Below are 6,206 nucleotides of genomic sequence, written 5' to 3'. Positions count from 1 at the left end.
AATAATAAAAGTCAGTTGCAGAAAACAACTGACTAAGCACCACAAATAAGGCCTGGACATAGTGGCACTGGTCTAGTTTCCTTTCCGCATCGGGAGGCATAGCCGTTTCCCGCTATACCCTGTCGGTCAACTGTCCATGGTTTATCTTTAGGTACAGTAACTCGAAAACCGAACACAGCATTATTCGATTTTATACATCAACCATTCGACATAATTGTTATATTTCCTTTTTGGAAAACCCGGCAAAATGTAGGGAAGCGGCTTGCATAACCTGCCCTGCCTTGCACTTTACGCTTACCGTTTTGTATGCCACCTGGTTAACCTTTGTGCCGGTAGTCTTATTCAGAGGAAAAAGTTGATCTATCCAGCGATAGTCTGGTCAGTATCTTTTTATCTTTTGCTGCCAGGATTACCGCCGTATCTGTGGCTAAGGGAATAAGCCCGGTTGCGTATAGTTTCAGGCCATCGAGTTCTTTTATAGCCCATTTTGAGGAGAAGACTTTTCCATTGTAGGTATTGATGAACATATTTAAATCGAAAAGAGCTGCCTTTAAAGGATAGTGTTCCAGGAAGAAATCGTGGATTAATAGCAATCCTCCGGGTTTTAGACATTCGGCGGCCCTATCCAAAAGGACAGCGGCCTCTGCTTCTGAATAGGCGTGAATGATGTTGGAGAGAATTACCAGGTAATAGCTTTCCTTATCTACCGGCCATGTTTCCAGAACATTGGCCTCACAATAGTCGATCCTGCCTCCCCATTGCCGGGACGCCATTAACTCCCGAGTGTATTCCAGCACTTCGGGGAGATCCATAAGAGTAGCCTTCATGGCGGTAAATTTTTCAAGAAAACCGGCGGCAACGGCCCCGGAACCAGCGCCTACGTCGAGAATCTCGCCCTCCATGTTTAGACCTTCGAAAATGGCAAGCAGCTCCTCAACTTTAGTCCTGGCCACTCGATCCATGGCCTTGATATATTTTCTTATTCTATCCCGTCGTTGATCCGGCTGGTCTGAGCCAAAATCCACTCTCCCCCCTTTTCGGAGGCATTTGCTAAGGCCTTGCCAGCTGGCAGTGAGCTGCTTCCGCCATAGAATGGAATCTCCCTGATAATACCGGGAATGCAGAACCAGGTATTTACTGGACATTTTGGTATTGCAACAGTTACTCCCCTGACAATTTATCAATCCCATCGCACCGAGGGCCTGTAAGAACCGCTTTATAGCACCTGCGCTCAGGTTGAACTTCGCGGCAATTTCTTCAAGAGGTTTTCCATCAGGTTCAAGGAAAGTAAAGATTTCCATTTCAACCGCATGAAACAGCACTTCCGAGAACCAATACCCCGTAGCCAGGTCCTCCAGATACTGAGGACCGGCATCCTGAGGATCATGATTAATAAAGGCTAAGGAAGTCATTATGCGATCACCCCCGCAGTATTCCTGCTTACCCCGGCATCCTCGAAGGTAAGCATTTTGCCTATTACTTGTGCGGCCGACTCTACGATGTTCATGGCCAGGGCCGCCCCGGTCCCTTCCCCCAGCCTCAGATTCAGGTTTAAGAGCGGTTTAAGGCCCAGTTCCTCGAGCATAAGACGATGTCCGTATTCCAGGGATTGATGGGCAGCAATCATATATCCCCAAGAATCAGGGGTCAGTTTTTTAGCCAGTAAAGCTCCGGCGGAGGATATAAAACCATCTATGATAACCGGGACCCTATGGTAAGCGGCGCCGAGAATAAGGCCGGCAATACCCCCTATTTCAAACCCCCCCACTTTCGCCAGCACATCCACAGCGTCATTGGCATCGGGTTGGTTTACCACTAAGGCCTTTTCAATAACCCGGATTTTGTTTCTTAAAGCATCGTCGCCAAGTCCGGTACCCCGGCCGGTCACGTCACAAACGGAACAACCTGTAAAAGCAGCCAGTATGGCGCTGCTGGGGGTGGTGTTGCCGATACCCATGTCTCCGGTGGCCAACAGTTCAACCCCTTCCCCAACCAAGCGGCCGGCAATATCGATGCCGGCTTCTAATACCATTTTGGCCTCTTCACGGGTCATTGCGGGGCCCCTGGTCATATTTCTGGTTCCATACCCCGCCTTATAGGAAAGGATTTGACCTTTTTCCACTAATTCGCTGAGATCGGCGGCCACGCCCATATCCACCACGACTACCTGGGCGCCCGCCGCCTCGCCCAGCACATTGATGGCCGCTCCACCGGCTACAAAATTGGCCACCATCTGGGGCGTGACTTCCCGGGGAAAAAGACTGACCCCTTCCTCCGTCACTCCGTGGTCTCCTGCCATAGTGACCACCGTTTTTTTTCGCACTGAAGGCTTCAAGGTCATTTTGATAGCAGCCAGCTGCTCGGCCAGGTTCAATAACTCCCCCAGACTGCCTTGCGGAATCGCCAGGTTATCGAGATGCTTTCTTGCCTTTACAGCCCATTCCTCGCTCACCGGTTCAATACGGCTAATTACTTCTTCCAGTTTTAATCCCATTTGGCTTGCCTCCTCTCTTCTTAAACCCCCGGGGCAGCGGGAGACGCTCCCTGGTCGTGCTTGCGGTCTTTATTTTTTAATCTGCCAGCATTATGGATAATATCTGCAGCGTCAAAACCTCAATACATTCACTCATGGAGCCCAGGGCATCTCCGGTCATACCGCCGATCTTGCCTGATATATACCGTCCCAGGCCGAATGTGCCGGCCCAAACAACGCCGAGCAGCATGACGCCCTTTGCGACCGCCGCCGCTGCTCCGCCGTCAGGCTGACCTGTCATATACCGGCCCAGTACGGCAAAGACTGCGGCCAGGATGGTTGCTGAGGCCCAGAATATCTCGCGCAGCCCCACATATTCGGTAAACCTTCCTGTACCCCCGCCTGTCCGGGCATATTGATATACCGCGGCGCCATAGACCTGAGCCCAGCGGCCCAGAAGCGGCATAAGAACCAGGGCGGCTGCTTTTCCCGCCGGGGCTATTTGCCCCAGAAGCACAAACTTGGCCAATATCAGCAGGCAGCATGCCATTACACCATGCGCTCCCGCCCGGCTGTCCTTCATGATCTCCAAGATACCCTCACGCGTCCTTCCGCTGAAAATCCCATCAGCCGTGTCCATCACCGCGTCTCCATGCAGGTTTCCGGTTATGATTACCAGATAGGCAATGACAATGAGATCACATACTTGAACAGACCAGGCATAACGGCACAAGTCGTAAAGAACGGCCGCAGATAATCCCAGAAGCGCTCCAACTAAGGGGAAGTAAGCCATCGCCCGGGCGAGGCTTTTTTCTTCCACCGGGCCGGGAATGGTTATAGTCGCTTTGGTCAGAAACTGCAACGCCAGTAAAAACTCCACCGCCTACCCCTCCAATCGCAGCACTGCCGGCCATACCGGCTCTAAGCTATGCCAAAATATTTAGCCGCAACCTGAGCGGCACAGTCGGCCCCGCAAACCGCACAGTCATGCCTATCATCCCTGGCGCCGAAAGCTGACCGGGTTTGCTCCGGATCTATGGATAGGCTGATCTGCCGGTCCAAATCGGAATCCACCCGGGCCTGCGCCATTTGCCGATCCCGCTCCCAGGCCTGCCGGTTCCCCCGGGCCAGATCGGCGGCATGGGCTGCAATACGAGCCGCGATTACCCCTGCTTTTACATCTTCTTCAGTAGGCAGCCCTAAATGCTCGGCCGGTGTCACATAGCACAGGAAATCAGCCCCAACCGCACCTGCCAGGGCTCCGCCTATGGCCGAGGTGATATGGTCGTAGCCCGGCGCTACGTCGGTGGCTAATGTGCCCAGGATGAAGTAGGGGGCTCTGTTGCACAATCGCTTCTGCAGCAGCACCGTGGCCTCTACGTGATTCATGGGCACGTGTCCGGGGCCTTCCACCATCACTTGAACCCCGGCCGCCTGGGCTCTGGCCACCAGTTCCCCGGCCACTATCAGTCCCTGCAGCTGCGCTCCGTCGAGGGAATCAGCTGTAGAACCAGGGCGGATAGCGTCTCCCAGGCTCAAGGTCACATCATACTTTTTGAGGATCTCCAGCAAGCGGTTAAATTGTTCGTATAAAGGGTTTTCTTTTTTGTTGTGGAGCATCCAGCCGGTCAGGAAAGCGCCGCCCCGGCTGACAACATCGGTAACCCGGCCCATGTTCTGAAGCCGCCTGATAACATCGAAGTTTAAAGCGCTATGAATGGCCATAAAGTCTACACCGTCGGCGGCCTGTTTTTCTATGGCCTCGAGCATGTCCTCCGCGGTCATGCCCACGATACTGCCCCGTCTATCGATGGCTTCAATGGCCGCCTGATAAATCGGTACACTGCCAACGGCAATGTTGGCTTTATCCAGTACCAGACGCCTCATCCCGTCTATGTCCCCGCCGGTGCTCAAATCCATCAACGCATCACACTCTGCCGCTTCTACGAAAGCCAATTTGCGCTCCTCCATGGCCACATCCTCGATGTCGCTGGAGGTGCCGATCAGAGCATTCACTTTGATACGCAGCCCCTCTCCGATGCCGCAATATTGAAAATCCTTGCGCTTGATGTTTCTGGGAATCACGATCCTGCCGGCGGCAACGCCCTCACGGACAGCCTGTACATCTAGATTTTCTTGAGCGGCTACCATTTCCATCTCCGGAGTAACTCTGCCCGCACGGGCAGCCAATACTTGAGTCATTTAGATCACCCTTTCTGCTTAACAGCTCACCTTGGAAACACCCAAATACCTGGATACGACTTCCATCGCGCAGTATTTGCCGCACATCGCGCATCCTGTCACGGTGTCATCGCTTCTCGTTTTTCTCATATATTCAGCCCTTTTGGGGTCTATAGACAGGGCGATCTGTTTAGGCCAATCCAAATCCTTTCGGGCCTTGGAGAGTTCGAAATCCCAATCGGCAGCTCCCCGCAAACCTTTGGCTACATCAGCCGCATGGGCTGCGATGCGGGCGGCCACCACTCCCTCCCGGACCTGGTCGGCATCAGGCAGGCCTATGTGTTCAGATGCAGTCACATAGCAGATAAATTCAGCGCCCGCCCAGGCGCTGACAGCCCCGCCGATAGCGGCGCTGATGTGGTCGTATCCGGCGGCAATATCTGTGACCACCGGGCCGAATACAAAATATGGCGCCCCTTTACACAGGCTCTTCTGTAGAACAATGGTAGCCTTTAACTGGTTCAGGGGGACATGGCCCGGGCCTTTGACCATTACTTGAACGCCTGCTTCTCTGGCTCTCCGTACCAATTCTCCCATCACCACCAGCTCTTGCACCTGGGCGCCGTCCAGGGAGTCGGCCAGGCAGCCAGGCCGCATCCCATCGGCGATGCTGAGGGTTACATCGTATCTGCGGGCAATCTCAAGAACCCGGTCATAGTATTCATACAAGGGATTTTCCCTGTGATTATGCAGCATCCAACCAATCAGGTGAGACCCCCCGTAACTGACCAGAGGATCAAGACGGTTCTCTTTTTTGAGCCGCTCCACAATGCTCATGGTGGTGCCGCAATGCAACGCCAGGAAGTCGACTCCATCAGCAGCCTGACGTTCAATTACATCAAACAGCGCTTCAACATCCATCTTTAAAGCGGTGCCGTATTTTTGGGCAGCCTCAGACACAGCCTGGTAATATGGCAGGGTCCCCAACGGCGTAGATGCAGCGGCCAGGTTTTCCCGGCGCATGGCATCGATATCGCCCTTTACGCTAAGGTCCATGATGGAATCTGTTCCCGCCTCAAGGGCCGCCTTAATCTTGGCAACCTCAGTGTCGATGCTATCCGTATCCGCATAAACTCCGACGCTGGCACTTACCTTGGTTCTGAGTCCACTGCCAATACCAATGGAGGCACCATTGCGGTGCCGGATATTATGAGGTATAACGATGGTGCCTGCAGCCACTCCCTGTCTGATAAATTCCGGTGCAACTCTTTCGCTCTTAGCCACTTGCGCCATTTCAGGGCTGATAATCCCCTTTACGGCTTTGCTCAATTGGGTCAAAACAATCTCCTCCTTTTGTTTTAAGCTGGCGGGGAATCCTTACCGTGGCAAGAATTTATCCCTTGAAACAAAAAATCCACGCCAGTCGTAGCGTGGATTTTACCATCATCCCTATCTAAGCATTTTTCGGGCAGGTCTCCTGACTCAGGATCATCGCGTTATTGCCCCCTTCCCCCTTGACGGAGTGGTTCTCTGGCAACTGCTAACCTTTACA

The 6,206-nt window shown here is 53.2% G+C and carries 5 protein-coding genes and 1 riboswitch; all 5 genes read right to left on the bottom strand.

From position 1 onward, the window contains the following. Positions 1-61 precede the first annotated feature (61 nt). Positions 62-179: riboswitch (molybdenum cofactor riboswitch) on the bottom strand. Between the two features lie 159 nt (positions 180-338). Beyond that, positions 339-1,412: a methyltransferase gene (locus B3W37_RS02360; protein WP_483170929.1), complete on the bottom strand. Its 1,074-nt coding sequence runs from the start codon at positions 1,410-1,412 to the stop codon at positions 339-341. Continuing rightward, complete coding sequence (gene cobT, locus B3W37_RS02355) at positions 1,412-2,494, bottom strand: nicotinate-nucleotide--dimethylbenzimidazole phosphoribosyltransferase (RefSeq protein WP_483174653.1); 1,083 nt, start codon at positions 2,492-2,494, stop codon at positions 1,412-1,414. Before cobT ends, B3W37_RS02360 begins: the two co-directional genes overlap by 1 nt. Positions 2,495-2,570: 76 nt before the next feature. Further along, complete coding sequence (locus B3W37_RS02350) at positions 2,571-3,353, bottom strand: adenosylcobinamide-GDP ribazoletransferase (RefSeq protein WP_483174652.1); 783 nt, start codon at positions 3,351-3,353, stop codon at positions 2,571-2,573. 41 nt (positions 3,354-3,394) lie between these two features. After that, entirely contained in the window at positions 3,395-4,675 is a 1,281-nt protein-coding gene (bzaB, locus tag B3W37_RS02345; protein ID WP_483174651.1) for a B12 lower ligand biosynthesis ThiC-like protein BzaB, read from the bottom strand. An 18-nt stretch (positions 4,676-4,693) separates the two neighbouring features. Beyond that, complete coding sequence (thiC, locus tag B3W37_RS02340; RefSeq protein ID WP_483174650.1) at positions 4,694-5,992, bottom strand: phosphomethylpyrimidine synthase ThiC; 1,299 nt, start codon at positions 5,990-5,992, stop codon at positions 4,694-4,696. Positions 5,993-6,206: the final 214 nt, after the last annotated feature.

This window comes from Syntrophomonas sp. UBA5494 (assembly GCF_002426325.1).
Note: the sequence above shows the minus strand (reverse complement) of the source record. Positions and strands in the feature narration are given on the sequence as shown.

Bases quoted from the DNA above. Each gene is read 5' to 3' on its own strand.
- cobT (WP_483174653.1), bottom strand. From the start codon at position 2,494: ATGGGATTAAAACTGGAAGAAGTAATTAGCCGTATTGAACCGGTGAGC.
- bzaB (WP_483174651.1), bottom strand. From the start codon at position 4,675: ATGACTCAAGTATTGGCTGCCCGTGCGGGCAGAGTTACTCCGGAGATG.
- B3W37_RS02360 (WP_483170929.1), bottom strand. From the start codon at position 1,412: ATGACTTCCTTAGCCTTTATTAATCATGATCCTCAGGATGCCGGTCCT.